The 24,793-nt window shown below is 46.8% G+C and carries 28 protein-coding genes; 18 read left to right on the top strand and 10 right to left on the bottom strand.

Annotated elements, in window-relative coordinates; translation table 11 throughout:
* Positions 1 to 88 precede the first annotated feature (88 nt).
* From IEX60_RS08800 to IEX60_RS08775, 6 genes are all read left to right on the top strand, one after another.
* Positions 89 to 1,492 (top strand): tetratricopeptide repeat protein, encoded by a 1,404-nt coding sequence (locus tag IEX60_RS08800; RefSeq protein ID WP_188749639.1) that lies wholly within the window; start codon positions 89 to 91, stop codon positions 1,490 to 1,492.
* A 98-nt stretch (positions 1,493 to 1,590) separates the two neighbouring features.
* Positions 1,591 to 2,346, top strand: a complete 756-nt coding sequence (locus IEX60_RS08795; protein WP_188749637.1) for a phosphosulfolactate synthase — start codon at positions 1,591 to 1,593, stop codon at positions 2,344 to 2,346.
* A 2-nt stretch (positions 2,347 to 2,348) separates the two neighbouring features.
* Positions 2,349 to 3,101, top strand: coding sequence for a shikimate dehydrogenase family protein (locus tag IEX60_RS08790; RefSeq protein WP_188749635.1), 753 nt, complete (start codon positions 2,349 to 2,351; stop codon positions 3,099 to 3,101).
* Positions 3,098 to 3,685, top strand: coding sequence for a gliding motility lipoprotein GldD (gene gldD, locus IEX60_RS08785; protein WP_188749634.1), 588 nt, complete (start codon positions 3,098 to 3,100; stop codon positions 3,683 to 3,685). The genes IEX60_RS08790 and gldD overlap by 4 nt, the downstream gene beginning before the upstream one ends.
* Positions 3,686 to 3,713: 28 nt before the next feature.
* Positions 3,714 to 4,355, top strand: a complete 642-nt coding sequence (locus IEX60_RS08780) for an MBL fold metallo-hydrolase (protein ID WP_188749632.1) — start codon at positions 3,714 to 3,716, stop codon at positions 4,353 to 4,355.
* Between the two features lie 3 nt (positions 4,356 to 4,358).
* Positions 4,359 to 5,579, top strand: coding sequence for an FtsX-like permease family protein (locus IEX60_RS08775; protein ID WP_188749630.1), 1,221 nt, complete (start codon positions 4,359 to 4,361; stop codon positions 5,577 to 5,579).
* Here IEX60_RS08775 and IEX60_RS08770 read toward each other — a convergent pair.
* Both IEX60_RS08770 and IEX60_RS08765 read right to left on the bottom strand, forming a co-directional pair.
* Positions 5,576 to 6,223 (bottom strand): peptidase associated/transthyretin-like domain-containing protein, encoded by a 648-nt coding sequence (locus IEX60_RS08770; protein WP_188749628.1) that lies wholly within the window; start codon positions 6,221 to 6,223, stop codon positions 5,576 to 5,578. The two genes, IEX60_RS08775 and IEX60_RS08770, sit on opposite strands and share 4 nt — an antisense overlap.
* A gap of 54 nt (positions 6,224 to 6,277) precedes the next feature.
* Positions 6,278 to 6,556 carry a NifU family protein gene (locus tag IEX60_RS08765; protein ID WP_090626770.1) on the bottom strand — a complete coding sequence of 93 codons (279 nt, stop codon included), beginning with the start codon at positions 6,554 to 6,556 and terminating at the stop codon, positions 6,278 to 6,280.
* Positions 6,557 to 6,725: 169 nt separating this feature from the next.
* Here IEX60_RS08765 and IEX60_RS08760 point away from each other — a divergent pair, with 169 nt between their 5' ends.
* The 3 genes from IEX60_RS08760 to coaBC are packed head-to-tail and all read left to right on the top strand — an operon-like array spanning position 6,726 to position 9,167.
* Complete coding sequence (locus tag IEX60_RS08760; RefSeq protein ID WP_188749626.1) at positions 6,726 to 7,613, top strand: outer membrane protein assembly factor BamD; 888 nt, start codon at positions 6,726 to 6,728, stop codon at positions 7,611 to 7,613.
* Between the two features lie 16 nt (positions 7,614 to 7,629).
* Positions 7,630 to 7,965: a DNA-directed RNA polymerase subunit omega gene (locus tag IEX60_RS08755; RefSeq protein WP_188749624.1), complete on the top strand. Its 336-nt coding sequence runs from the start codon at positions 7,630 to 7,632 to the stop codon at positions 7,963 to 7,965.
* Positions 7,965 to 9,167 (top strand): bifunctional phosphopantothenoylcysteine decarboxylase/phosphopantothenate--cysteine ligase CoaBC, encoded by a 1,203-nt coding sequence (gene coaBC / locus IEX60_RS08750; RefSeq protein WP_188749622.1) that lies wholly within the window; start codon positions 7,965 to 7,967, stop codon positions 9,165 to 9,167. Before IEX60_RS08755 ends, coaBC begins: the two co-directional genes overlap by 1 nt.
* Here coaBC and IEX60_RS08745 read toward each other — a convergent pair.
* The gene (locus IEX60_RS08745; RefSeq protein WP_188749620.1) at positions 9,145 to 10,188 is read right to left on the bottom strand and encodes a LacI family DNA-binding transcriptional regulator; all 1,044 of its coding nucleotides are present in this window, start codon (positions 10,186 to 10,188) and stop codon (positions 9,145 to 9,147) included. The two genes, coaBC and IEX60_RS08745, sit on opposite strands and share 23 nt — an antisense overlap.
* A 188-nt stretch (positions 10,189 to 10,376) precedes the next feature.
* Between IEX60_RS08745 and IEX60_RS08740 the strand changes: the two genes are divergently transcribed.
* The 5 genes from IEX60_RS08740 (at position 10,377) to IEX60_RS08720 (ending at position 13,110) form a co-directional block, all read left to right on the top strand.
* Positions 10,377 to 10,607 (top strand): signal peptidase, encoded by a 231-nt coding sequence (locus IEX60_RS08740; protein ID WP_188749618.1) that lies wholly within the window; start codon positions 10,377 to 10,379, stop codon positions 10,605 to 10,607.
* Positions 10,600 to 10,965 carry a diacylglycerol kinase family protein gene (locus tag IEX60_RS08735; RefSeq protein ID WP_188749616.1) on the top strand — a complete coding sequence of 122 codons (366 nt, stop codon included), beginning with the start codon at positions 10,600 to 10,602 and terminating at the stop codon, positions 10,963 to 10,965. Before IEX60_RS08740 ends, IEX60_RS08735 begins: the two co-directional genes overlap by 8 nt.
* A 1-nt stretch (position 10,966) precedes the next feature.
* Entirely contained in the window at positions 10,967 to 11,689 is a 723-nt protein-coding gene (gene recO, locus IEX60_RS08730) for a DNA repair protein RecO (RefSeq protein ID WP_188749614.1), read from the top strand.
* Between the two features lie 108 nt (positions 11,690 to 11,797).
* A complete protein-coding gene (locus IEX60_RS08725) occupies positions 11,798 to 12,028 on the top strand; it encodes a 4a-hydroxytetrahydrobiopterin dehydratase (RefSeq protein ID WP_188749612.1) in 231 nt (76 codons plus the stop codon).
* The gene (locus IEX60_RS08720) at positions 12,028 to 13,110 is read left to right on the top strand and encodes an AI-2E family transporter (protein ID WP_188749611.1); all 1,083 of its coding nucleotides are present in this window, start codon (positions 12,028 to 12,030) and stop codon (positions 13,108 to 13,110) included. The genes IEX60_RS08725 and IEX60_RS08720 overlap by 1 nt, the downstream gene beginning before the upstream one ends.
* Before the next feature lie 153 nt (positions 13,111 to 13,263).
* On the opposite strand, the gene IEX60_RS08715 is transcribed toward IEX60_RS08720, so the two are convergent.
* Complete coding sequence (locus IEX60_RS08715) at positions 13,264 to 13,455, bottom strand: cold-shock protein (protein ID WP_090626780.1); 192 nt, start codon at positions 13,453 to 13,455, stop codon at positions 13,264 to 13,266.
* A gap of 148 nt (positions 13,456 to 13,603) precedes the next feature.
* Here IEX60_RS08715 and IEX60_RS08710 point away from each other — a divergent pair, with 148 nt between their 5' ends.
* Positions 13,604 to 14,083: a DUF4112 domain-containing protein gene (locus IEX60_RS08710; RefSeq protein WP_188749609.1), complete on the top strand. Its 480-nt coding sequence runs from the start codon at positions 13,604 to 13,606 to the stop codon at positions 14,081 to 14,083.
* 35 nt (positions 14,084 to 14,118) lie between these two features.
* Entirely contained in the window at positions 14,119 to 16,842 is a 2,724-nt protein-coding gene (gene acnA, locus IEX60_RS08705; RefSeq protein ID WP_188749607.1) for an aconitate hydratase AcnA, read from the top strand.
* A 5-nt stretch (positions 16,843 to 16,847) separates the two neighbouring features.
* On the opposite strand, the gene IEX60_RS08700 is transcribed toward acnA, so the two are convergent.
* The 5 genes from IEX60_RS08700 to nadA form a co-directional block, all read right to left on the bottom strand.
* Entirely contained in the window at positions 16,848 to 17,261 is a 414-nt protein-coding gene (locus IEX60_RS08700) for a PIN domain-containing protein (RefSeq protein WP_188749605.1), read from the bottom strand.
* Positions 17,261 to 17,509 (bottom strand): DUF6364 family protein, encoded by a 249-nt coding sequence (locus IEX60_RS08695; protein ID WP_188749602.1) that lies wholly within the window; start codon positions 17,507 to 17,509, stop codon positions 17,261 to 17,263. The genes IEX60_RS08700 and IEX60_RS08695 overlap by 1 nt, the downstream gene beginning before the upstream one ends.
* A 104-nt stretch (positions 17,510 to 17,613) precedes the next feature.
* Positions 17,614 to 18,429, bottom strand: a complete 816-nt coding sequence (locus IEX60_RS08690; RefSeq protein WP_188749601.1) for a tetratricopeptide repeat protein — start codon at positions 18,427 to 18,429, stop codon at positions 17,614 to 17,616.
* A 33-nt stretch (positions 18,430 to 18,462) separates the two neighbouring features.
* The gene (gene thiL / locus IEX60_RS08685) at positions 18,463 to 19,500 is read right to left on the bottom strand and encodes a thiamine-phosphate kinase (protein WP_188749599.1); all 1,038 of its coding nucleotides are present in this window, start codon (positions 19,498 to 19,500) and stop codon (positions 18,463 to 18,465) included.
* 74 nt (positions 19,501 to 19,574) lie between these two features.
* A complete protein-coding gene (gene nadA / locus IEX60_RS08680; RefSeq protein WP_188749597.1) occupies positions 19,575 to 20,570 on the bottom strand; it encodes a quinolinate synthase NadA in 996 nt (331 codons plus the stop codon).
* Between the two features lie 417 nt (positions 20,571 to 20,987).
* Here nadA and nadB point away from each other — a divergent pair, with 417 nt between their 5' ends.
* Positions 20,988 to 22,574 (top strand): L-aspartate oxidase, encoded by a 1,587-nt coding sequence (gene nadB, locus IEX60_RS08675; RefSeq protein ID WP_188749595.1) that lies wholly within the window; start codon positions 20,988 to 20,990, stop codon positions 22,572 to 22,574.
* A 32-nt stretch (positions 22,575 to 22,606) separates the two neighbouring features.
* Positions 22,607 to 23,131 carry a gamma carbonic anhydrase family protein gene (locus IEX60_RS08670; protein WP_188749593.1) on the top strand — a complete coding sequence of 175 codons (525 nt, stop codon included), beginning with the start codon at positions 22,607 to 22,609 and terminating at the stop codon, positions 23,129 to 23,131.
* On the opposite strand, the gene IEX60_RS08665 is transcribed toward IEX60_RS08670, so the two are convergent.
* Positions 23,132 to 24,724, bottom strand: coding sequence for an Ig-like domain-containing protein (locus tag IEX60_RS08665; protein WP_229717484.1), 1,593 nt, complete (start codon positions 24,722 to 24,724; stop codon positions 23,132 to 23,134).
* Positions 24,725 to 24,793 lie beyond the last annotated feature (69 nt).

The raw sequence follows: 24,793 nt of genomic DNA, 5'->3' as shown, positions 1-24,793 counted from the left end.
CCTCATAAATCCTATTTTGTTATCATCAAACATGACTGTGTGTGAGGGTGAAAGCCTAGGTATTAGTTCTTAAAAATTAGGAGTATAGATGGAAGACGATTTCGAATATGGGCCTGCCGAAGATCCTAAATTTTCGGTAGCACGTTACGAAGAAATGATTCGCAATAAGGATCAGTACTTTTTTGATACACAGGCTTTTGAAGGGATTATTGACTACTATATGGATAAAAATGATCCGATCAAAGCCCTACAAGTAGTTGATTATGCAGTAAGTCAACATCCATTTGCCGCAGTTTTTTACCTTAAACAGGCTCAATTATTTGCGGTGACCAGCCAGTTCGCGCGTGCACTTGAGTCGCTGGATAAAGCAGAAACATTGGAACCTTCCGAAGGCGATATCTACCTCATCAAAGGGGGTATCCTCGGTAATTTAGAGCGTTACGATGAGGCGTTCAGCAGCCTGAACAAGGCGTTGGAATTTGCGGAAAATCCGGATGAAATTTATTTGCAGATTGCCCTTTTACACCAAAACAAAGGAGACTACGAAAAAGCCATTCATTTCTTAAAACGTAGCCTGGAGCAGAACATGGAGAATCAGGATGCACTCTATGAGCTTGCATTTTGCTACGATGTCTTGGATCGGCAGGAGGAAAGCATAGGCTTCTATAAGCAATATATCGACAACGATCCGTATTCGTACGCTGGCTGGTATAATCTTGGAAATGCTTACCACAAGCTGAACCGCTACGAAGAGGCTATCGACGCCTACGATTATGCGATCCTGATCAAAGATAATTTCGCCTCTGCGTACTTCAATAAAGGGAATGCATTGGTCAACCTCGATAAATACAACGACGCGATCGAAGTCTACAAACAGACTTTCGAATATGAACCCCCGGGAGCGGAAACCTACTGTGCCATCGGCGAATGCTATGAAAAACTGGAGCAGATGGACGAGGCACGATCGTATTATAAAAAAGCGGTTAAAATCGACGCAAACCTAGCCGATGCCTGGTTTGGCATCGGAGTAACGCTGGATTATGAAGAGCGGTATTTTGAGTCCCTGCATTTTTACAAAAAGGCGCTCGACATCGAATCGGACAATCCCGACTATTGGTTTGCCATCGCCGACGCCCGCTATAAACTCAAACAATTGGACGAAGCGGAAGCGGCGTATGAAAAGGTGGTCGAGCTTAATCCCATCGATCTGGAGGCCTGGTTGGACTATTCGTCCATCCTGTATGAACGCAATAAGTTGGACCGCGCGATAGAAACCATTGCGGAAGCAATCAAGAACAATCCGGATGGCGCAGAATTGTATTATCGCATGGTCGCATACCTTATTGCTGCGGGAAGGTATAACGAAGCCCTGAATTACCTGGAATTGGGGCTTGCATCCGATCCGAAGAAACACGCTGTATTATTTGAATACTTACCACAATTGCGCGATAACAAGGCTATCGCAGAAGTTATTAAGAAATACATGCCTTAACCCTGTTAAAAATGGCTTTTTTCAGGATTTTTCCAGGATTTTTCCGGTCTTTTGTTCGCAGAAACATCCCACATTCCCGTTAGTAGCATTATATGTACATGAACTTTCATTTAAATAATATTCCCCAACGAACGGAAAAACCAAGAGAAAACGGCCTAACCATGGTCATGGACAAAGGACTGAGCGTGCGGCAGGCTGCCGATTTCATGGAAGTGGGGGCGGAGTATACTGATTTTATAAAACTGGGCTGGACCACCGCGTTGATCGTACCGAAGCTGGAAGACAAGCTCGCTGTGTACCGTGAAGCAGGCGTGCATCCTTATTTCGGTGGTACGCTGTTCGAGGCCTTTGCCGTACGGAATCAATTCGATGACTTTCTTCGGGTGATTGAAAAGTACCGGCTTGAATATGCCGAAATATCCGATGGCTCCATCGCCTTGCCGCATGAACAGAAATGCGAATACATCGCCAAAGTAGCGCAATATGTCACGGTGATTTCCGAAGTGGGATCCAAGGACAATACCAAAATCATGGCTCCGTATAAGTGGATCTCCCTCATGAAAGCGGAACTGGAAGCCGGTTCGTGGCGACTGATCGCTGAATCGCGGGAAAGCGGAAATGTCGGCTTGTACCGCGAATCAGGAGAAGTCCGCCAGGGCCTGGTTGACGAAATCCTCAACGAAATATCCAACGAGAAAATCATCTGGGAAGCCCCGCTCAAATCGCAGCAGGTATATTTTATCCACCTGTTAGGGTCAAACGTCAACCTCGGCAACATCAGCCCTGCCGAGATTATTGCACTGGAAACTACCCGCATGGGATTACGGGGCGACACGTTCCATTATTTTATTTAACGATGCAAAAATTCGGTCTGATCGGGTTTCCACTTACGCATTCTTTCTCTAAAAAGTACTACGATGCGAAAATGGAAAGGGAGCAGATTGCTGGCATAGATTACCAGCTTTATCCCATCCCTGACATCGGCGCATTTCCCACCTTGCTGGCAGACGAACCCTTGCTGATGGGAGTTAATGTCACCATCCCTTACAAAGTTGCCGTAATGGATTACCTAGATCAGTTAGCTCCGGAAGCTTCGGCTATCGGTGCCGTCAATTGCATCCGCATCGAACGGCCGGATAACGGCGAAACATTCCTCACAGGTTACAATACCGATGTATATGGTTTTACGGAATCCCTGAAACCCCTTCTCCGTCCCGAACATCGTCTGGCGCTGGTGCTGGGCAACGGCGGAGCGGCCAAAGCCGTAACTTATGCGCTCAGCCAATTGGGTATCGGATACACCGTGGTATCCCGGTCTGCCACCGCTAGCCAATACTCCTATGACCAATTGGATGCCGGCACAATGGCCAACCACCTGCTCATCATCAATACGACGCCGCTGGGTACATACCCCGCGGTCAGCGGTTGTCCCGATATCCCCTACGAACACATCGGAAATACGCATCTGCTGTATGACCTCGTTTACAATCCCGAAGAAACGGAGTTTCTCCGCCGGGGAAAAGTACGCGGAGCAGCCATTAAAAATGGGCTTGAAATGCTGGAGCTCCAGGCCGAGCGGAATTGGGAGATCTGGAACACCGGCTTATGATCAGAAAACACATTGCACGTTTATCGATCGTGGGTTTCGCCGTCCTCACGCTAGGAGCCTGTACGCCCCAATATTCGCCCAAACCACGCGGATATTTCCGTATTGAATTTCCTGAAAAGACCTATCAGCCCTTTGCGCCCGACTGCCCGTTTGCAGCCCGCATCCCTACCTATGCAACGGTGGAACCCGACCGATCGCCCGATGCGGAACCTTGTTGGATCGACATCCGCTTCCCGCAATTCAATGCCCGGATACACCTCAGCTACATGCCCGTTACCAGCAGGAATAACTTTAACGAATTGGTGGAAGATGCACGAACTTTTGCTTTTAACCACACGGTCAAGGCTACTGCAATCGATCAGCAACGCATCAGCCGGCCGGATGCCGGGGTTTACGGTTTAAAATATGAAATCAAAGGAAACACCGCATCCAGCGTTCAGTTCTTCGTGACTGACAGTACCCATCGTTACCTACGCGGCGCACTCTATTTCCATGAAAAGCCCAGACTCGATTCCATTCAGCCGGTACTGGACTTCATCAAAGCCGACATCGATACGCTTATTCAGTCGATGCGGTGGAAATAAGAAATTAAAAACCGCTACCTTTGCAAACATGATTCACATCAAATCATTCGTTTGCAACCCGTATCAGGAAAACACCTACCTGTTATACGACGATGCGGGCATTACGGCGATCATCGATCCGGGAATGTATGGCCAGGCCGAGGAAAAAGCGGTAAAAACGTTTATTGAAACACGGGGACTTGAACCAAAGCTGTTGCTGAATACACATTGCCACGTGGATCATGTACTTGGCAACCGCTACGTTTACGAACAATACGGTCTGCTCCCCCAGTTCCATGAGGGCGAGTTACCCCTGCTCATGGAGGTACAGAACTATGCGCCGCAGATGGGAATCCGGTATGATATCTCGCCCATTGGCGAAACCTTTCTGCCCAAAACCGGTACCATCCGTTTCGGCGACAACGAATTGACACTTATCTTTGCTCCGGGCCACTCACCGGCACACCTTTGTTTTTATAACGCAGAAAATGGATTCCTCATTGGAGGCGATGTCCTCTTCCGGAATAGCATCGGCCGCACCGATCTGCCGGGCGGGAATCATCAGCAGTTGCTGGCCAGCATCAAACAGCAGCTCTACATCCTGCCCGATGATACAGTGGTATACCCCGGTCACGGTCCGGAAACCACCATTGGATATGAAAAGCAAACCAACCCATTTATCCGGGGATAACTCATGAACGTCGCGCTGTACTTTGCCAAACGCTACCTCCGCTCCAAAAAGACCATTAATGCCGTCAATATCATTTCCGGCATCAGTGTGGTAGGCGTGCTGGTAAGCAGTGCATCGCTCATTGTGATCCTTTCCTTTTACAACGGCCTGGAAAACCTCATTTTTTCAATGTATAGCGCCTTTACCCCTGAGCTTCGCATCGAGCCACGGGAGGGTAAAGGTTTTGTCGCAGATTCCGTGCTCGCCGATCGAATTAAGAAACTTCCGGGAGTTCGTACCTATCGTGAGGTACTTCAAGAACAGGTATTACTGCGTTATGGGGATGCTCAATACATTGCCACCCTTAAGGGAATCACATCCGATCGTACGTTATCTCAGTCTATGGATACGTTACTACAAGACGGGCGGTTTGTGCTGCAACAGGGCGACGAAGACTACGCCATCATGGGTGCACGTGTGCAAGGCACGCTGGGAATCTCACTGCGGGACGAAGCGCGTCGTATTGAAGTGTTCTCTCCCCGCAAGGGCGTCAAGGCCAGCATCAATCCGGCCGAGGAATTCATCATGCGTACCATCCGACCCGCCGGCGTATTGGAATACCAGCAGGAATTTGACGACCTGCTTATCGTGCCGATGTCATTTGCACGGGAAGTATTGGGTGAGTTTACGCAAGTGTCTGCCATTGAAATTCACCTGATGCCGGGATCCGACATTCCCGCGGTACAACGGCAATTATCGCAACTGGTGGGCACGGATTTTTCAGTGAAAGACCGCGAGCAGCAGAACCCGACCTTATATAAAATTGTCCGTACGGAAAAATGGGCGGTCTTTATCATCATCGCGTTCACCGGTATCATTGCCATCTTCAATATCGTAGGGTCCCTCACCATGCTCGTCATTGACAAGAAGAAGGATATTTCTGTATTGATGGGCTTAGGTGCCAGTAACAGCCTTATCCGTCGCATTTTCTTTTTCGAAGGGCTGCTTATTTCGTTGATCGGCTGTATCGCCGGATTAGTGGTGGGACTGCTGTTCTGCCTTTCGCAGCAAACCTTCGGTTGGATCCGTTTCGGTGATGCCGAGAACCTGGTAACTGATATCTATCCCGTGGATATCCGGGTGACTGACTTTTTGTTGGTTTTCCTGACTGTATTTGCTATTTCCGCGCTGATTTCGCTGGTTTCGTCGCGGCTCAGCGTCAAACAGACCGTGCGGCTGTCCTAATACCGACTTTTGCTCCGACTTTTATTCCCTTCGGTAATCTGGCGGATCAGGTTACCCCACGCAAACGGACTCAGTAACGGGTTAGCCATGCGTTGGTTAACCGCCTTATTGGATAACCCGATGTGGTTTTGCATGGAATTGAAATTCTGGATTTCTTCCGCACTCCGGGGTGTTACTGCAGCCAGTGCCGCCAATGACTCCGGCGAAAGGTTCTTCTTGGCAACCACGATGTCATCGTCGGCAATTTCAAGCGACATGAACGCCATGTTAAACTCATCGATACTTGCCCACGGATAAGGCGTAACCATGGGGAGTTCCTTAATCTCCGCCGTCATGTTAACCATTGCCGTGTATTTGTCTTCCGGAACCCTCGGAATGACTAACTGTGCAGACCGGTAACCTACCGAACTGAACTGAATCGTATCCCCTTCGTGAGCCACAAAAGAAAAATAACCCTGGTGATTCGCGGTAAATGTCTGATGATTATAGGACAGGTTTATTACGGTTACATACGGAACAATCACATTGGTATCCGCGTTGTGAATAACTCCACTGAACTGCACAAGCTTACGTTGCTGGGCCGAAGCGGACATCGACAGCCCGATGGTAAAACAGAGAATCAGTATGTTGCGGATCAATTTCATTATCGTTGACGGCAAAACTAACCATTCACACGTTTCACCGCGCGTTAAATAATGTTAAATAACTGGCGACGGCATTGTTGCGTTTGGATCGTCCATATCCGTGATGTTGACAGCCTCCACGGCAGTGATTTCAGGAACTGCTTTCTTGATCGCTTGTTCCAAACCCGCCTTGAAGGTCATGATGCTCATCGCACACGAAGCACAGGATCCTAACAGCTTTAATTTTACCACCTTGTCGGCCGTAATTTCATCGATGCGCACATTCCCCCCGTCCGTTTCGAGATAAGGCCGGATGGAATCCAAGGCCTGTTCTACTCTTTCCCGTATTTCCATAACCTTTTGATTATTCAAAGGTGTAAAGATACGGAAAATTTCTAATTTTTCATAAATAGGGTAACCTGTTAAACTCTGTTAAATCCCTTGGCAGTTTGCTCGTTTTACACTTATTTTGACCCATAAAAATTTAATTGACAGGTATTTTAAATTCACTTATCTTTGCAGGATGTTTATAAACAGGCAAATAGTAGCGGGAGCTGCCTTGGTATTGTTGGTGGCGTTGGTTGCCGGATGTAAAAGCAAGTTTGAAAAATTACGCGCCAGTAACAACATTGCTCAAAAATATCAGGAAGCTGTCAAATATTACAACAACAAAAAATACAGCAAAGCACTCATATTATTTGATGACCTGATGAACAAATACCGGGGTCAGGCCGAAGCGGAAGACTTGTATTACTATACCGCCTATACCAACTACTACCTGCGCGATTATACATCGGCAAGGTTCCATTTCAAGCAATTTACGGATACATACCCCAACAGTACGCGTGCAGAGGAATGCCGTTACATGGGGGCCTACTGTTATTTCCTCGAATCGCCTAAAACCGGGCTTGATCAGGAATATACGTATCGGGCTATCGAAGCGTTGCAATTGTTCATCAACCTGTATCCCAATAGCGAGCGGGCACAGGAAGCGTCGGATCTCATCCAGCAATTGCGGGATAAATTAGAAGCCAAGGCCTTCCACAATGCCAAACTCTATTTGGATATGGGCCTTTCAGATGACTATCGGGCTGCCGTTATCGCCTTTGATAATGTACTCCGTGAGTTTCCAGACACCAAATACGCCGAGGAAATGGAGTTTCTCAGCATAAAAGCCCAATACCTGTATGCCAACCAAAGCTCAACCCGAAGACAGGAAGAGCGTTTTGGAGAAGTTTTGGATATGTATAACAACTTCATTTCCGCATATCCCGAAAGCAAGTTCCGCAAAGATGCAGATCAACTGAAACGGGATGCGGAAATCGGCATCGAACGTGCAAAGAAATACACTACACAACTTGCAGCAGCTTCCGAAACTAAAAATGAAGCTGCCGACACACCTCAGAATTAACAGATCGAAAAAAGATATGAGTACTCAAATAAGCAAATCCGTCCCAAATAGCACCGTAACCCGCGATTTAAGGGACTTGGACAAGAAAACGGATAACATTTACGAATCGATTGTCATCATCAGCAAACGTGCCAATCAGATTGCCGTAGATATGAAAGAAGAACTGAACGGCAAGTTGGCCGAGTTTGCCACCACAAATGATAACCTGGAAGAAGTGTTTGAAAACCGTGAACAGATCGAGATTTCCAAACATTACGAGCGTTTGCCCAAGCCGACTTTGGTCGCAATCGATGAGTTCCTGAACGATAAAGTATACTTCAGAAACCCCGCAAGGGAAAAAGATGAAGACTAGTGTCCGTCAGGGGGAAGCATATCCTATTGGGTATATGCGGTAGCATCGCCGCCTATAAATCGGCTTACCTGACCCGTCTGTTGGTTAAAGCAGGCGCCCATATTCAGGTAGTGATGACCCCCGATGCCACACAGTTTATTACGCCACTCACCCTGGCTACGCTGTCGGGTAATCCTGTATTGGTAGATTATTTCAATGTAAAATCCGGTGAGTGGAACAACCACGTCCAGCTTGCCCTTGACGCAGACGCCATTGTGGTAGCCCCCGCAAGCGCCAATACACTCGCCAAATTTGCGAACGGTCTCTGCGATAATCTCCTTTGCGCGATCTACCTATCTGCCAAAAGCGCCGTCTTCCTTGCTCCGGCTATGGATTTGGATATGTGGGCTCATGGCAGCACCCAATCGAATATCGGCAAACTTAAATCGTTTGGAAACTACCTCATCCCGCCGGGAAGGGGTGCCCTGGCGAGTGGCCTGAGTGGAGAAGGGCGGCTTGCGGAGCCGGAGGAAATCCTCGCCGCCCTAGACCATCACTTCGGAAAGGACCGGCCCCTGGCCGGCAAAAAAGCATTGGTTTCCGCAGGCCCCACCTATGAAGCCATTGATCCCGTACGGTACATCGGTAATCATTCCAGCGGAAAAATGGGATATGCGATCGCTTCTCAACTGCTGCTGCTGGGAGCCGAAGTAACCCTGGTAAGTGGGCCTTCGGGTTTGGTGCCTCCTGCCGGAGTAAATGTGGTGCGGGTAACTTCCGCAGCCGAGATGCTGGCCGCATGCCAATCTCATTTCCCGCTGTCTGATATCACCGTCATGAGCGCGGCTGTAGCCGACTATACACCCAAAGCCGTGGCAGACCAAAAAATAAAAAAAGCCGATTCACACCTGACCCTCGAATTGGTCAAAACCACGGATATCCTGGCAACCCTTGGAAAATCAAAACGTAACGACCAGATCCTGGTTGGTTTTGCATTGGAAACGCAGGATGAAGAAACAAATGCCCAGGACAAGCTTCATCGGAAAAATCTCGATTTCATTGTGCTCAACTCCATGCGCGATGAAGGTGCCGGCTTTGCGGGCGACACGAATAAGGTGACAATCATCGGCAAAAACGGAGATAAAGAAGTCTTTGGACTGAAGTCAAAAGAGGAAGTCGCCAAAGATATCTGTTCCCGTGTCATCCGTTTACTTGCACCTTAACCCCCGGCCTGCTCGAATCCCGTATATGTAATTGAGCCGGTAAAATAACCGTCTCATATTCTTCAGATAAGCCCCTGCCGGAAATCAATCCGATCAATTTCTCAGCGGCCAGCCGACCGATTTCAAGTGCCGGCTGATAGATGGTGGAAAGGGGAGGGGTGAGTACATCTGCTAATTCGGTATTACTGAAACCTATCAGCGCGATATCCTCGGGAATACGGTGTCCCATTTCATGCAGCACGCTGAGACTAAGGGTGGAAAGCTGGTCGGTTGCCGTAAAAAGTGCGTCCGGGGGTTCTGCCAGCTCAAAAAGGGATTGGATGCTTGCTCTTACACGGTCTTTCAGCGTTTCGCCCGTATCCGGCCAGCACGGACGTATAAGCTGCTTCCCGTAAGTCAGGTGTTTTTTTTTCAGCGCGTCTAGATAGCCTGCACTCCGCAGCCGTGCAAAAGGAATATCCAACCCGATATTGAGCATAGCAATACGTCGATACCGGTTGGCAAGCAGGTGTTCCGTTGCCTGAAATGCCGCGTGATAATTATCAATGCCAACCTGATCCGATTCAAACCGTTCACTGATCCGGTCAAACAAGACTATGGGCATCCCCGTCTCCCTCAGCGCCAACAGGTGTTCAAAGCCGATGGTCTCCGCAGAAGGTGAGATCAGAATGCCTTCTACCCCCCGCGCCTCCAACTGTTTAAGACATGATTTTTCCTGTACCAACGACTCTTTGCTCTGCATGATCACGATGTCATATCCCGCTTGCGCACAGACACCGTCAATGCCATCCAGCATCCGGGACACAAAGCTGTTGTCAATGGAGCAGACCACCACACCAATGGAGCCGCTCTTGCCTTCTTTGAGGCTTTTGGCCATCCGGTTCGGCAAGTAATGGTTAGTCCGGGCATAAGCGATCACCCTTTCCTTGGTGTCCTTGCTGATCTCGTAACTGTCGCGCAGCGCTTTGGATACCGTCGAAACAGACAAACCCAATGCATAGGCAATATCCCGTAAAGTCATCTGGGGCATGGTACCAAAATAAATAAAAGGATAAAGATAAGCATTCCCTATGTAATTACATCAACGGATAAAAGCCCTATCTTTGTAAGGTACGTCTTCAATTAAAGAGCATGAAACCTGTCATGTCAGCGTCTTCAAAGGCGATGAAATGCGGGTTTCATTAGACCACTAAGAGTAATGATTTTCTAATGAATAAATATCTTCAAAGAGGAATTTTGGGTGCTTTATTGGGCATAGCATTGTGCATGTTGGGACTATTTCTCATGGGAAGGGAATTATCGGTCTATAAATGGGTGTTGGTGTCGGGAGTCATCGTGTTCGGGATCGGGTTTTTAACCATCCTGTACGGGCTCATCCGGAAAATCGAACGCCGGAGCATCCTCGATGAACGCAAGGAGCGACAGCAAAACAATGAATAAACATCGTCAGAACCCATTTATCCATGCGATGAGGGGAATTTTGGAAACTGCCCGTACCGAACGGAATTTCAAAATCCATCTCATTTGTGCCGTTGTTGCCGTCGCGGCCGGTAGTTGGATCCATTTGTCCACATCAGACTGGCTTTGGATCACATTCTGTATCGCCCTGGTATTTGCACTTGAGCTGTTGAACACCGCAATTGAGGCCGTGGTCGACCTGCTGTCTCCGGCTTCCCATCCCTTCGCCAAAAAAGCGAAGGATGCTGCCGCAGGAGCAGTGCTGATCGGCGCTATTTTTGCATTGATCGTCGGAGCATCAATCTTTCTACCGAAATTGGGTCACTTTTTTTTCGACTAGTATGCAGCATAAAACACGCGGCATTGTTTTGAAAACCACCAAATATTCGGAGAGCAGCCTGGTGGTCCAGGTATTCACGGAGAAATTTGGCCTGCAGGCCTATTTGGTAAACGGAGCCCGAAAACCGAAAGCAAAAATCGGGACAAGCCTGCTGCAACCCCTGCACCTACTGGATATGGTGGTCTACCATCGTGAAAACGCATCGCTGCAGCGCATTTCCGATGCCCGGCAGATGCCACCCCTGCAAAGTATCCCTCATGATATCATCAAACGTACCGTTGCACTTTTCCTCAATGAGGTACTCTATAAGAGCCTGCGTCAACAATCGGCAGATGAACCCCTGTTTGATTACCTCTTCAATGCGATTTCCTGGTGGGACACGGTGGAAAAACCGGCGCCCAATTTCCACCTTTTTTTTCTGATTAAACTTTCCCGCTACCTTGGATTCAGCCCTACCTTGCCCAAATCGGGCGAACCTTTTTTTGACTTAAAAGATGGCATTTTCTGCCATACTTTGCCTGCACATGCCTGGGTCCTGCAACACCCCCAAACGGCTTCCTTTGCCCGCCTGCTTACCTGCTCATTCGAAGAATTGACATCCATGCACATCCCTTCGTCCGAACGACGCATCCTGCTTGGGAAAATACTTGATTTCTATCGCCTGCATATCGATCATCTAGGTGAAATCCACTCGCACGAAGTGCTTGAAGAGGTTTTCCGCTAACCAAATTGTTCGTTGAAATGCGGTGCCTGTTGATAAAACAATCGTCCAAACAAAATCCGCCCTTGTTTGTTTTAAAGATAAGTATTTTAACAACCCATCCGTACGCCCATGTGGAATGAAGAAAACAACAGGCTTTATCAATCGTTCACTTTTCGCGATTTTTCCGAAGCATTTGCTTTTATGACCCGGGTCGCTCTACTGGCCGAACAGCACAATCATCATCCCACGTGGACCAATACCTGGAATAAGGTAGAAATCTGGTTGACTACGCACGACGCAGGTGATACGGTGACCGAAAAAGACCGGAAACTCGCAAGAGCGATAGATGATCTACGGTAATGCCAACGAAAAGTAACCCCATTGCGCGGTTTAATCAAGTTCTGCTCTTCATTGTATTGGTCTTTGCCATACTTTATTTTGCAAAACCATTTCTCATCCCGGTAGCCATTGGCGGAATGATGGCAATGCTCTTGGTTCCGGTTTGTAAACGGTTAGAGCGGCATCACGTTCCCCGGGCATTGGCGGCAGTCATCTGCGTGCTTCTGACCCTCATGCTATTGCTCGCCGTCGGTTATTTGTTATATGTTCAATTGATCGCGTTGGGGAAAGATCTGCCTGTAATCGGTAACAAACTTAACGAAATGCTCAATTCGGGGCACGACTTTATTTCCGAACATTTTCAATTGCCCGTTGCCAAACAGAAAGAATACCTTCAAAGCCAGATAGCGGGTATATCAGACTTGTCCGGAAAATTTATCGGCAATGTCTTTCGATCCATCCTTTCTTTTTTGGTACACGTACTGATCATTACCGCCTATTCTGTCCTGTTACTGATCTATCGGCGACGGATCAAAAATTTTGTGCTTTCGCTTGTTTCCTATTATGCCGGCAAAGAGCGCGTAACGGAAGCTCAAGACATTGTAGACAAAACGGCAGCTGTGGCCAGTGCTTATTTAGCCGGTGTATTTTCCGTAGCACTTATCTTCTCTGTTGTTAACACAATTGGTCTGATGATCATCGGTATTGAAAATGCCCTATTCTTTGGCGTGATGGTTGCCTTCATCAACATTATTCCCTATATCGGCTCCGTAGCCGGCAGTTCCGTTGTCGTACTTTATACCCTCATTACCCGTGATTCACTGCTTACCCCAACGATCGTGGCTATTTTTTTTATTGTCATGCAGCAGATAGACAGTTACATACTCACCCCAAAGATCACGGGTAGTAAAATACAGCTGAATGCATTGTTTACCATTATGGCTCTTCTATTGGGCAGTTTGGTCTGGAATGTAGCCGGTATGATTCTATTTGTACCCTTCCTGGGTGTTGCAAAAGTAATTTTCGACCATGTGGATTCCCTGAAACCCTATGGAAACCTCATCGGTGATAGCGATACGCAAATGTCCACAGATAATCAATAGGTATCCATGCATCCGTGATAAACAAGAATCGCCACGGATGCACAAATGTTCACAGATAATCAGTGACCATAAGTGGCATTAACAACTGCCACAAAAAAACCGGCTATCAATGATAGCCGGCGAAATACAATAAATATAGTTGAAAAATAATACCTAGATTACCTTAACATTTACCGCATTTAAACCTTTTCTGCCTTGTTCAACATCGTACGAAACATTGTCATTTTCGCGGATTTTGTCGATAAGACCCGATGAGTGAACGAAAATTTCACTTTCACCAGAGTTGGGGACGATAAAACCAAAACCTTTGGTTTCATTGAAGAATTTAACTACTCCTTCTGCCATTGTATTGAAAAATTAAAAATAATAAAACTCAAATGTATGTATAATTATTTGTAAACCAAGCAAAAATATTTACAATAGAATAGCATACATTTAGCCATTAGGTAGTTAACTGTCATTTTTTTTCGCTATTTTAGCACATCACGCTGACATGCAAACGCATCGGGAAATAGGTAGTCGCTTACAAAGGGATCTGGCTTGGACCGAACGCTTAGCTTGGTTGATGGACGATAAATTCCGTCTAAAGGGCACGCGGTTCCGTTTCGGTTTGGATCCGCTTATCAACTTGGTTCCATTCCTGGGAGATCTCATCGGATTCTTCATCGCCTTTTACCTGGTACTGGTCATGTGGCGTCACGGTGCAAGTAGAAAACTGGTGATGCTGATGTTAATCAATGTCATTATTGATTTAACCATCGGCGCGATCCCGGTCCTTGGCAATATCTTTGATTTCTTTTTCAAAGCAAATAAGAAGAACATTATACTGCTTAACGAATACTACTATGAAGGTAAACACCAGGGAAACGGCGCCAATATACTGATCATCCTATTGGCAGTCTTCCTATTGCTCACGTTCCTTTTCGTCTACCTGCTTTGGCTGGGATTCATATGGATGATCAATTTGTGGTAAGAATAGTAAATTATTGATAACGCTAACTAAACATCATGGACTATCAAATAGCTTCGCTGAAAAAGTTGGAAGAAGAAAACCAGAAAATTGGTAAGCTCCCTTTTTCAATCCGCATACTACTCGAAAATGTCTTGCGCAACCATGACGGCTTCGCAATCACGGACGAACACCTGGATACATTGGTAAATTGGAATCCCGCCGGAACCGACAAGGAAATACCGTTCAAACCGGCCCGCGTACTGATGCAGGATTTCACCGGTGTGCCGGCCGTTGTCGACATGGCCTCCATCCGGGCAGAGGTAATCCGGAAAGGCGGAGATGGAAGTAAAATTAATCCGGCTATTCCCGTTGATTTGGTCATCGATCACTCCGTACAGGTCGATTATTTCGGTACTAACTATGCCTACCTGAACAACGTCGGATTGGAGTACGAACGCAATGCCGAACGTTATGAACTGCTCAAATGGGGACAGCAGGCACTGGATAATTTCACGGTCGTACCTCCCGGTATGGGTATCTGCCACCAGGTGAACCTGGAATACCTGGCAAAGGGCGTCATTGCACGCGACGGATGGGCCTTTCCCGATACGTTGGTGGGAACCGATTCCCATACGCCCATGGTCAACGGAATCGGCGTCATTGCTTGGGGAGTAGGGGGTATCGAAGCCGAGGCAGCCATGCTCGGCCAACCGATCTATTTCACCTGCCCGCAGGTCATCGGACTGAAGCTGACGGGAAAAATTCCTCCGGGTTGCACCGCAACCGATATGGTGCTCACCATTACCAAACTGTTGCGCGACTACGGCGTGGTCGGAAAGTTTGTGGAAGTATTTGGCGACGCCTTGGACTCCCTCAGCGTTACAGACCGCGCCACCATTTCCAATATGTCGCCGGAGTTTGGCTGCACTGTTACGTATTTCCCCATCGACAACCAGACGCTTGAATACATGCGGCGCACCAATCGTTCGGAAGAACAGATATCCCTGGTGGAAACCTATTGCAAGGATAATTTACTGTGGCGCACGGGCAATGAGCACATCGAATATTCCGATGTGCTGGAACTGAACCTGGACACACTGGAACCCACAGTATCCGGACCGAAACGGCCGCAGGATAAAATATTGGTAAGGGATTTTGCGTCGCAATTCTCGCTCCTCCTTGAAAAAGAATATCGCCGCAACTACGTCCCCGTTAAACAACGGCAGGAACAAGCATGGCTCTACGAAGGTGGGTCGGGCAGCGAATTTACCTACGAAAGCCGCCATACTGACTCGGCCATAAAAGTTGAAAACGAGGACATCCGTTCCGTACGCATCAAGATCAAAAATCAGGAGTATGTATTGAGTGACGGCAGCATCGTCATCGCCGCCATCACGAGTTGTACCAACACGTCCAATCCGGCAGTTATGGTGGGTGCCGGTCTCGTGGCACGGAAAGCCGTAGCACGAGGCATCCGTACCAAATCCTGGGTAAAAACCAGCTTGGCTCCAGGATCCAAAGTCGTGACCGAATACCTGCAGCGCGCCAATCTACTGGAAGACCTGGAGGCACTGCGTTTTCACACCGTGGGGTATGGGTGTACCTCCTGCATCGGGAACAGCGGACCCCTGCCTCCGCACATCGCGGAAGCGGTGGACAAAGGAGACCTCGTGGTTGCCTCTGTCCTGTCGGGCAACCGGAATTTCGAAGCCCGTGTACATCCCCAGGTAAAAATGAATTTCCTCATGTCACCGATGCTCGTCGTTGCCTATGCATTGGTTGGCCGCGTGGATGTGGACCTGCTCAACGATCCCCTGAGTTACGATCCCAATGGCAATCCGGTTTACCTGCGTGATATCTGGCCTACGCAGCAGGAAATCGTCGATACCATCAATCAATGCATGCGTACATCCGACTTCAAAGAGGTATATGACGTTATTTTTGACGGTGGCGACGACTGGAAAAAACTGACAGCCCCGCAGGGCAAAAATTTTGAATGGAACGAGCAATCCACCTATGTACAGGAAGCTCCTTTCTTCAAAAATATAAGCAGCGAACCGGTGCCCGCGCAGGATATAAACAACGCCAAGGTCCTCTTATACTTGGGCGATTCAGTTACGACCGACCACATTTCACCGGCCGGGTCGTTTAAACCCGATTCTGCCGCAGGCCGATACCTCATTTCAAAGGGCGTGGATCCCAAGGACTTTAATTCGTACGGATCACGCCGTGGAAACCACGAAGTGATGATGCGGGGTACCTTTGCCAATGTGCGCATCCGGAACCGGATTACCGAAAAAGAAGGTGGATACACCACCTACTTTCCCACGGGTGAAACACTTTCGGTGTACGACGCAGCAATGAAATATGCCGAGAACCAAACACCTTTGATTGTATTGGCGGGAAAAGAATACGGAAGCGGTTCCTCACGCGATTGGGCGGCAAAAGGTGCTAATCTATTGGGAATAAAAGCAGTGATTGCGGAAAGTTTTGAACGCATACACCGGAGCAACCTGGTAGGTATGGGTGTCATTCCCCTCGAATTTCCGGCAGGAGAAAACGCAGAGTCCCTGGGTTTGGACGGTACGGAACAGTTTACGATCCATGGTATTTCCGAGGGTCTGAAACCACATAAACTGCTTGAGGTCGTCGCTACAAAATCCAATGGACAAACGGTAACTTTCCAATCAAAAGCAAGATTTGATTCGGCCATTGAAATTGAATATTACCAGCACGGGGGTATCTTGCAATATGTGTTACGGGGATTTTTGAAGAAGTAGGTAATTCAGCGACTTTTCAGGTAGGTTTCCGGTGTCATTACAGATAAATTACTTGATTTATAATCTTTGATATTTCGGGTAACGATTATCTTGATTTCTTCTTCGTTTTGGGCGGAAAAATTCTGTAAAGCATCTTCAAAATCTTTAAAATCAGAATTTAACGCATCCAAAACGACTTGTCTGCTTATCATAGCAACATGTACGATATTCAACAGCATTTTTAAATGTGCAATGACTTTTTCGTGTTTAGCCGTTTTTCTGAGTAAGTAATAGACATTGCTGATCAGTACGGGTGTTACAAAGCCTATCACGTTCCCTTTTTCACACAGGCTAAGAATTTTTGAAGCATCCGCCGAAAAAGGTTCTCTATCAAAAAAGAAATCAAGAATGACGTCCGTATCAATTAAAACGTTATCCATCACAAATATTTCTCTGATAGACGATCCACAAGTTCCTTTTTATAATCGAAATTTTTGGGAAGTTTAAATGACCCTCTTAATGATTTAACAGTTGGCGTTAATTCATCTTCAAGGGGTGTTTCTTCGTTAGTCAATGCTTTCAAATAATTGGTTATCAAATCAGAGAGACTTCTTTCTCTTTTACGCGCATATTTTTTTGCTTTTTCAATAACCGATCGTTCAATGGTTAACGTGAGTTTCGTATTCATCGTGTCATCCTCCATAATTCCTAACAAAAATACAAAACGAACATAAAAACACGTATTAAATTTATAATTTTTATACGTGTACGATTTGATATGGTTTCGCTGGGTTATTTACCTGCTAACTTTTCGATCTGCTTTTTGGCATAATCCTGCGTTTGCGCATCGCCGTATTTAATGACTTTCTGGTAATACGCAATAGCGGTTTCTGTCTGGCCGACCTGCCCGTAGGCATAAGCCAAATTGCTGAGTACACTGGTATTGGTCGAATCGACAGACAGGCTTTTTTCCAAGTAGCCGATCCCTTTTTCGTAGTCCTTATGGTATAATGCGGTAATGGCTAGGTTGGACAGGCTGGGTATATGCGTTGGATAGGAACGCAGTACCCGCGTCGAAATCCGATCCATATAGGGGTGCAGCGACTCATCCTGTAGGTTATAGAGCTGCACCACGAAATTATCCACGTATTGCAGGAGAAAATCCGTTGCATCCACCAAAGAAGCATCACGTTTCCAAAGCCATCCATCAGTCACCACGTCATTCCGGTCCAATACCGCAAGAATGGTTTGGGTATACGTTTCGTACCTACCTGCTTCACCCAACAGGGCAATCTTGAGCAAGGGCATGTCCAATCGGTTCGGAAAACCCGCTATACCTGCATCAATATGGGAAAGAGCTTTTGAAAGAAACTCATTTTTAACCATCGGATCCGATTCCGCCTCATAGCGCTGCTTGAAGAAATTGAAATACGCAACAGGCAGATCTGCATCTTTCGGTTTGTTTGCCCTCCATTCTTGGAGCAACTGCTTCTGCCGGGAGGTATCACGCTGATTCAATGCTTCGTCAAAGCGTTGACTATACGTCTGTCCGATCGCAGATAGCGGCAGAATGGCAAACAAGTATAGGATTGCTAATTTTCCGATCATCGTGCTATAATTATTTATATCACACCCTAACACCTATCCAAAAGCGTTCCAACCCTGCGCTTTAATGGGGTGTACGTTACCCGACTTGGATATCAATTCCCTGCCCGCAGATACTTCCGTTATGTGCCCGATTATGCTGATATCCGGTTGGCTTTTTAACTTTTCATAATCCGATTGGCGGGCGGTAAAAAGCAGTTCATAATCCTCGCCGCCGCTTAGTGCACATACAGTTGGATCCAATCCGAATTCGCGTGCTGTATCATACGTCATAGGATCGATCGGGATTTTTTCTTCGTACAACCGGCAACCTTTTTCAGACTCCCGGCAAATGTGCAATACCTCCGAAGCCAATCCATCGGAAACATCGATCATTGCCGTCGGTTTGACATCCAACGAAGCCAACAGCTGAACGATATCTTTGCGGGCTTCCGGTTTCAGCTGTCTTTCAACGATGTAATCTTTTCCTTCCAGATCGGGCTGGATATTCGGGTTTTCCAAGAAAATACGCTTTTCCCGCTCCAACAGCTGCAAGCCCACATATGCGCCACCCAAATCGCCGGATACGCAGATTAAATCTCCTTCCTGTGCGCCATTGCGGTAGGTTACATCAGTTTCCTTCGCGTAGCCGATGCTGGTAACGCTGATCACCAGTCCCTGCGCGGAAGCAGACGTATCGCCTCCCACCAGATCCACGCCATATTTCCGGCACGCCAATAGGGCACCAGCGTACAATTCCTCCACCGCATCCAATGGAAATTTACTCGATAAACCGATGGAAAACGTGATCTGCGAAGCCATGCCATTCATGGCATAAATATCACTGAGGTTTACCTGTACGGCTTTATAACCCAAATGTTTAAGCGGCACATACCGCAAATCAAAATGGATACCTTCCAGCAATAAATCCGTAGATACCAACGTCTTCTTCCCTGAAAAATCCAGTACCGCAGCATCGTCACCGATCCCTTTATCTGTCGTTTCCTGAGTCAGTTCAACCGATTTGGTTAGGTGATCGATCAGACCGAATTCACCCAACTGCTCCAAATTCGTCGTCCCGGCGTTTTCGAACATATTTTTATGTATTTAAAAAAGAAAGATGAAGGAATATCTAACTATCAATTATCAACTATTAACTATCAATTTAATCAAAGTCCCAATCGCTCTGAAATCTCCAACATCCGCTCGATGGGCCGTCTGGCCCGCTCAATGATATCCGCCGGTAAATCCACTTCCGGAAGTTCAAATTTCATGCAATTATATAACTTCTCCAGGGTATTAAGCTTCATGTACGGACAGTCGTTACAGGCACACGCATTATTTGGCGGAGCCGGTATGAATATCTTTTGCGGATTCGCTTTCTGCATCTGATGGATAATACCGCTCTCCGTAGCCACAATAAACACGTTGGCGTCGTTCTCCTTCGTGTATTTCAGTAATCCGGATGTCGAACCGACGTAATCAGCTGCGTCTAAAATTTCTTTTTCACATTCGGGGTGCGCGATAAATTTGGCTTCCGGATAGTCATTTCTTAACTGAGTAATGCGCTCCTGTGAAAAAATTTCATGCACCATGCATGCACCGTTCCAAAGTACCAGATCACGCCCTGTCTTCTTTTTAACGTAATCCCCCAGGTTCTTATCCGGTCCGAAAATAATCTTTTGGTCTTTCGGCAAGCTTTCCACAATCTGTACCGCATTGCTGGACGTACACACAATATCCGTAAGCGCTTTCAATTCAGCCGTACAATTCACATAGGTAATGGCAATATGATCCGGATATTTCTCTTTGAATTTCGCAAACAGATGCGGCGGACAGCTGTCCGATAGCGAACATCCGGCTTTCAGATCCGGAAGAAGTACTTTCTTTTGCGGAGACAGGATCTTGGCAGTTTCAGCCATGAAATGCACCCCTGCAAACACGATGACATCCGCCTCCGTTTTGGCCGCCTGCTGCGAAAGCCCAAGGCTATCGCCAATGTAGTCGGCAATATCCTGTATCTCCGGCTCCTGGTAGTAATGCGCCAGCAGCACGGCATTTTTTTCTTTCTTGAGTTTGTTTATCTCCTCGACCAGATCCAACGTAGGATCGATCGGTTCATCGATATAGCCCTTTGTGTTTAGTTCAGTCAGTAGTGCTTCCATGATTATACAAAGGTACTAAACATTTGATTCGGTTTTCAAGATCCCAACAGGCTCAATCTATAATAATAGCTTTTATATATAAATGATTTTATTGTTTGTTAGGGTGTTGGTTTTGTGAAAAATATGGGATGATTTTATTTTGATTTTTCGGTTTTACTTTTCTTTTAACATATTATTAACATAAATTTAATCGATAATTACTGATTTCCAGTGATTTTTATTTTTGTAAAAATGTTTTTCCATACCCGTTTGTATACTATTTATTGAATCGTATTTGTTAATATTGTGCGGTATATCGGGTGATTTCATGCGGAGGTATGTGCAGAATTAAAGATAAAATCCCCGAGTTGCCGACTTTTCATTTTTATTCAACGGATAGTCTACAGGTTATCCACAGGTTTTAGGTTGTTTCCGTTTATGCATGAAATAGATTTCTTGGTTATCGGGTCCGGAATCGCCGGATTGAGCTTTGCATTGAAAGCAGCGAATCACGGTAAGGTCATGATTATTACCAAATCCAACGAGGATGAGTCAAATACGAAGTATGCACAGGGCGGCGTAGCGGTGGTTGTGGATAAGTCCGATTCGTTTGAGAAACATATTACTGATACACTGATAGCTGGAGACGGATTATGCGATGTGAAAGTTGTGGAGAACGTTGTTAGGGAAGGGCCGAAACGGATCCAGGAGATCATTGATTACGGGACACATTTTGATAAACGCACCGATGGGGTGTATGATTTGGCACGCGAAGGCGGGCATTCGGAACACCGGGTATTGCACTACAAAGATGTGACCGGCTTTGAGATTGAACGCGCACTGCTTGAGAAGGTACACGAAAACCCGAATATCAGTGTATTGACGCATTATTTTGCCGTCGACCTGATTACACAGCACCATCTGGGAAAGTTTGTGGATAAAAGCACCACCGATATTACCTGTTACGGCGTTTATGTATTGAATACGGTAAATAACCGTGTGGAAAAAGTGTTGAGTAAAGTGACCGTGATGGCTTCCGGAGGTGCGGGTCATGTGTATGCGAGTACGACAAACCCAGTGATTGCCACGGGCGACGGGATCGCGATGGTGTACCGTGCGAAGGGGAAGGTACGCAATATGGAGTTCATTCAGTTTCATCCCACCGCGCTTTATAATCCGGGGGAATACCCGGCTTTTTTGGTGTCAGAGGCTGTGAGGGGTTTCGGTGGAGTGCTGCGTAGAAAGAACGGGGATCCGTTTATGGAGGAATACGATAGCCGCGGTTCGTTGGCACCGAGGGATATTGTGGCCCGGGCCATCGATTCCGAGATGAAGAAATCCGGCGATGATTTTGTCTTTCTGGATATCACCCACCGAACTAAGGAAGATATTTTAAAGCATTTTCCGAACATTTACGCGAAATGCCTTTCCATCGGTATCGACATGTCACGGGATTACATACCGGTAACTCCGGCCGCACATTACCTATGTGGCGGAATTATGGTAGACGAGTATGGCCGGTCATCCATCCGGAATCTGTATGCTTGCGGGGAATGTGCATCGACCGGATTGCACGGAGCGAATCGATTGGCTTCTAACTCGTTACTTGAAGCAACTGTATTTGCGCATCGCATATACGAGGATTCTATTTCGCAGGTGAATTCGATTTCGGTGTCCGGCAGTATTCCGGATTGGGACGACTCGGATACCGTTCTTTCCAATGAGGATATTTTGGTGACCCACAATTTGCGCGAGACGCAGAAGGTGATGAGCGATTATGTGGGGATTGTACGCTCTGACTTCCGTCTGGAGCGCGCAATGCGCCGACTGGGGTTATTGTACGATGAAACGGAAAGTTTTTATAAAAATACCAAGCTATCAGTGAAATTATGCGAATTGAGAAATGTAATTCAGGTGGCTTACCTGGTAATCAAATCGGCAATGGCTCGGAAAGAAAGCCGTGGATTACATTATACTACCGATTACCCTGAACGTTCCAAAGAGTTGGTAAATACTATATTTTAGCAAGCTATTCGTACTTTAACAAGTAACAAAAAATGGCATTAATCCTTCCCGTAAAAGATAGTTATCCGGCAATTGCAGCAAGCTGTTTTGTGGCAGAAAATGCGACCATAGTGGGCGATGTGGAAATAGGTGAACATGGTTCGGTATGGTTCAATGCGGTGATCCGCGGTGATGTCAATTCCATACGAATCGGAAGATATACCAACATTCAGGACGGCGCGGTGATCCATTGCACCTATCGGACTGCGCCAACAGTAATTGGGAGTTATGTCAATATCGGGCATCAGGCGCTGGTTCATGGCTGTACGCTGCATGACCGCGTACTTGTCGGCATGGGCGCAATTGTCATGGATCATGCCGTTGTTGAAGAATACGTCATTATTGCCGCGGGAGCTGTGGTACTTGAACGCACCCGTTGCGAAAGCGGTTACCTGTACGCCGGGGTGCCGGCAAAAAAGATCAAGCCGCTTTCTGACGAACAGCGTAAGCTGCTGGACGAATTGCCCGACCGGTATGTGATGTATTCCAGTTGGTTTCCCAATAAAGGCAATTCCTGATCATTCGGGCACTTGAATGATCTCTTCCTGTTCCCAGTTGGCACGGATGATAAACGTCCTGCCGAGATACCAAACACGTTCGGGCTGTCGTTTCTGGTATACATCCCCTGAATCCCATTCACCGTTATTATTTTCGTCGTATACAACGCGTATCGTATATTTTCCGCCCGGAAATTGGCGGAATGGAATCTTTCCGGATTTCCGTATGGGTACACTCCGGTGGATGAAATCCATTTTTTCATTGATCAATTGGACAAGGTATTGATGATTGGTATCCGGAAGGTTAACATCGAGGACAATATCGCCGAAGTTTTCCGTCTCATTCATGGTAAACGATTTGGAGACCGGTTTATTTTTGTCGCCGAAGAAACCAAGGAATGCTCCTTCTTCGAGGGTTAATTGATAATTACGCTTTGGTCGCCAGTTGTATCGCAGGATGTATTTACCCGGCGCAGTTGTATCTTTGGCAAGTTGATAGTTGGTACGCGGTATCGAGTCTTCGGTCAGGACTATTTTGCTCCGGTCAATGGATTGTACCGGAGATCCTGCCGAGAGTTGGATATGCTTTACGCGGGTAACCTTATTGCCGGATAGGTTATCTAGGATAATGAAATCCCGGTCGTATTTCTCGTTGCGCCCCCGTCTCATGGTGACCGAATCCAGCATGTTTCCGTCATCCAGTATGCGTACCTTCAAGGAGTCGAACGTCAGGTCTGATAACCAGACCGATGCGGAGTCCCGGGTCGGATTATAAGTAATTTGCTTGGTTTCGTCCAACTCTTTGGGATGGGCTATGACAATGTCGGGATTTTTCAGTGTTTTATTGAATGCGAAGGAAATCTTGCCGCTTGATTCTATTTTTCGGTCCAATAGCCGGAAGTCCTTGGGGATTCCTTTGGATATTTCCAGCAGTATTCCGGAAGTATCGCCAGTAAGTACGATCGAATCGTTGAGGAAACCAATGTATTCACCTGGAGCATTGTACACCCGGTCGTTGTTTTCTTCTTTGAGTGCATAAATGCGATAGGTATCTTCCCGTAAATTTTTCAGTTGAAAATTTCCTGAAGTATCGGTAAGCGTAAATATGTTGGCCTTGCGTTTCCCGAAGATCGAATCCTGCCGGGTTGGAATTAGGAGAACGGTTACTTCTTTTTCGTTTACTTTGGTAAGCGCGTTTGTTACTTTTCCCGATATGGATAGGGAATCGATGACATCACCGGTAGAAAAGACATAACTGTAGTTGAGTATTGGATTCCCCTCGTTGAAGTCGCCGATGGCTTTACCGAAGTTTAGGGTATAGGTGGTATTTTCTTCAAGTGAATCCGGGAGCGCAACTTCAATGGTTTTCCTTTTTACCCGCGGATTGATTGGCTGTTCAACATCGGGCGATACACTGACTTCCTTTTGCGCGTTGTTTAATTTGACATACTCGTCAAATTCGATGACTATTTTCTCAGCATTGAAATTCCGTGTCAGGTTGGGTGGAGTCTCTTTCAGAATTTTTGGAGGAATCGAGTCTTTAGGTCCACCCATGGGTTGCTGTATGCTCGCACATTGCCAGGTAAGGGAAAAAAGCACCAAAAAAAACAGCAAAATAGCCCATTTTGTGTTTTTGACTATTTTTAGCCGATTTGAGCCATTTTTTATGTTCGATATATCTTG

This window comes from Parapedobacter defluvii, assembly GCF_014642075.1.
In the GTDB taxonomy this organism is placed as follows: Bacteria; Bacteroidota; Bacteroidia; order Sphingobacteriales; family Sphingobacteriaceae; genus Parapedobacter; species Parapedobacter defluvii.
This window is presented reverse-complemented; position numbering and strand designations above follow the sequence as displayed.

Bases quoted from the DNA above. Each gene is read 5' to 3' on its own strand.
- IEX60_RS08800 (WP_188749639.1), top strand. From the start codon at position 89: ATGGAAGACGATTTCGAATATGGGCCTGCCGAAGATCCTAAATTTTCG.
- IEX60_RS08795 (WP_188749637.1), top strand. From the start codon at position 1,591: ATGAACTTTCATTTAAATAATATTCCCCAACGAACGGAAAAACCAAGA.
- IEX60_RS08790 (WP_188749635.1), top strand. From the start codon at position 2,349: ATGCAAAAATTCGGTCTGATCGGGTTTCCACTTACGCATTCTTTCTCT.
- gldD (WP_188749634.1), top strand. From the start codon at position 3,098: ATGATCAGAAAACACATTGCACGTTTATCGATCGTGGGTTTCGCCGTC.
- IEX60_RS08780 (WP_188749632.1), top strand. From the start codon at position 3,714: ATGATTCACATCAAATCATTCGTTTGCAACCCGTATCAGGAAAACACC.
- IEX60_RS08775 (WP_188749630.1), top strand. From the start codon at position 4,359: ATGAACGTCGCGCTGTACTTTGCCAAACGCTACCTCCGCTCCAAAAAG.
- IEX60_RS08770 (WP_188749628.1), bottom strand. From the start codon at position 6,223: ATGAAATTGATCCGCAACATACTGATTCTCTGTTTTACCATCGGGCTG.
- IEX60_RS08765 (WP_090626770.1), bottom strand. From the start codon at position 6,556: ATGGAAATACGGGAAAGAGTAGAACAGGCCTTGGATTCCATCCGGCCT.
- IEX60_RS08760 (WP_188749626.1), top strand. From the start codon at position 6,726: ATGTTTATAAACAGGCAAATAGTAGCGGGAGCTGCCTTGGTATTGTTG.
- IEX60_RS08755 (WP_188749624.1), top strand. From the start codon at position 7,630: ATGAGTACTCAAATAAGCAAATCCGTCCCAAATAGCACCGTAACCCGC.
- IEX60_RS08745 (WP_188749620.1), bottom strand. From the start codon at position 10,188: ATGACTTTACGGGATATTGCCTATGCATTGGGTTTGTCTGTTTCGACG.
- IEX60_RS08740 (WP_188749618.1), top strand. From the start codon at position 10,377: ATGAATAAATATCTTCAAAGAGGAATTTTGGGTGCTTTATTGGGCATA.
- IEX60_RS08735 (WP_188749616.1), top strand. From the start codon at position 10,600: ATGAATAAACATCGTCAGAACCCATTTATCCATGCGATGAGGGGAATT.
- recO (WP_188749614.1), top strand. From the start codon at position 10,967: ATGCAGCATAAAACACGCGGCATTGTTTTGAAAACCACCAAATATTCG.
- IEX60_RS08725 (WP_188749612.1), top strand. From the start codon at position 11,798: ATGTGGAATGAAGAAAACAACAGGCTTTATCAATCGTTCACTTTTCGC.
- IEX60_RS08720 (WP_188749611.1), top strand. From the start codon at position 12,028: ATGCCAACGAAAAGTAACCCCATTGCGCGGTTTAATCAAGTTCTGCTC.
- IEX60_RS08715 (WP_090626780.1), bottom strand. From the start codon at position 13,455: ATGGCAGAAGGAGTAGTTAAATTCTTCAATGAAACCAAAGGTTTTGGT.
- IEX60_RS08710 (WP_188749609.1), top strand. From the start codon at position 13,604: ATGCAAACGCATCGGGAAATAGGTAGTCGCTTACAAAGGGATCTGGCT.
- acnA (WP_188749607.1), top strand. From the start codon at position 14,119: ATGGACTATCAAATAGCTTCGCTGAAAAAGTTGGAAGAAGAAAACCAG.
- IEX60_RS08700 (WP_188749605.1), bottom strand. From the start codon at position 17,261: ATGGATAACGTTTTAATTGATACGGACGTCATTCTTGATTTCTTTTTT.
- IEX60_RS08695 (WP_188749602.1), bottom strand. From the start codon at position 17,509: ATGAATACGAAACTCACGTTAACCATTGAACGATCGGTTATTGAAAAA.
- IEX60_RS08690 (WP_188749601.1), bottom strand. From the start codon at position 18,429: ATGATCGGAAAATTAGCAATCCTATACTTGTTTGCCATTCTGCCGCTA.
- thiL (WP_188749599.1), bottom strand. From the start codon at position 19,500: ATGTTCGAAAACGCCGGGACGACGAATTTGGAGCAGTTGGGTGAATTC.
- nadA (WP_188749597.1), bottom strand. From the start codon at position 20,570: ATGGAAGCACTACTGACTGAACTAAACACAAAGGGCTATATCGATGAA.
- nadB (WP_188749595.1), top strand. From the start codon at position 20,988: ATGCATGAAATAGATTTCTTGGTTATCGGGTCCGGAATCGCCGGATTG.
- IEX60_RS08670 (WP_188749593.1), top strand. From the start codon at position 22,607: ATGGCATTAATCCTTCCCGTAAAAGATAGTTATCCGGCAATTGCAGCA.